Source organism: Pseudoalteromonas sp. S4492 (genome assembly GCF_005886115.1).
Classification (GTDB): Bacteria; Pseudomonadota; Gammaproteobacteria; order Enterobacterales; family Alteromonadaceae; genus Pseudoalteromonas; species Pseudoalteromonas gelatinilytica.
This window is the reverse complement of sequence record NZ_PNCP01000072.1, coordinates 1-293: the sequence shown is the minus strand read 5'-3', so window position 1 is coordinate 293 and position 293 is coordinate 1. Positions and strand designations below refer to the sequence as shown.

General features: G+C 43.3%; 1 protein-coding gene. It reads right to left on the bottom strand.

From position 1 onward, the window contains the following. Window positions 1-68: 68 nt before the first annotated feature. On the bottom strand, window positions 69-293 hold a 225-nt coding region (locus tag CWC28_RS22285; protein ID WP_212746803.1), incomplete at its 5' end, for a hypothetical protein.

Sequence of the window (293 nt, the reverse complement as noted above, 5' to 3'; positions counted from 1 at the left end):
TTAGCGAAGAATGAGCGCCAGCCAAGCAGTAAGGCGTCCATTTTAAACAGCTTGTTAGGTTACGAACCTCAATCTACATTGTGATACTGTGCTGCTTGTTCGTAACAGTTAACACATACGACTGACATTTGATTAAACTCTCTGAATCTTTCTGTCATGCCGTCCTCTTCCTCAAAAACAGCCTCACATTGATAACACCAAGCTTGAAGATCATTTGGAACGCTTGAATTTTCAATGAAACCGAGAGGCTCTCCCTCAGGTTTGACAAGATGACCACATAGTACGGCAGCCAC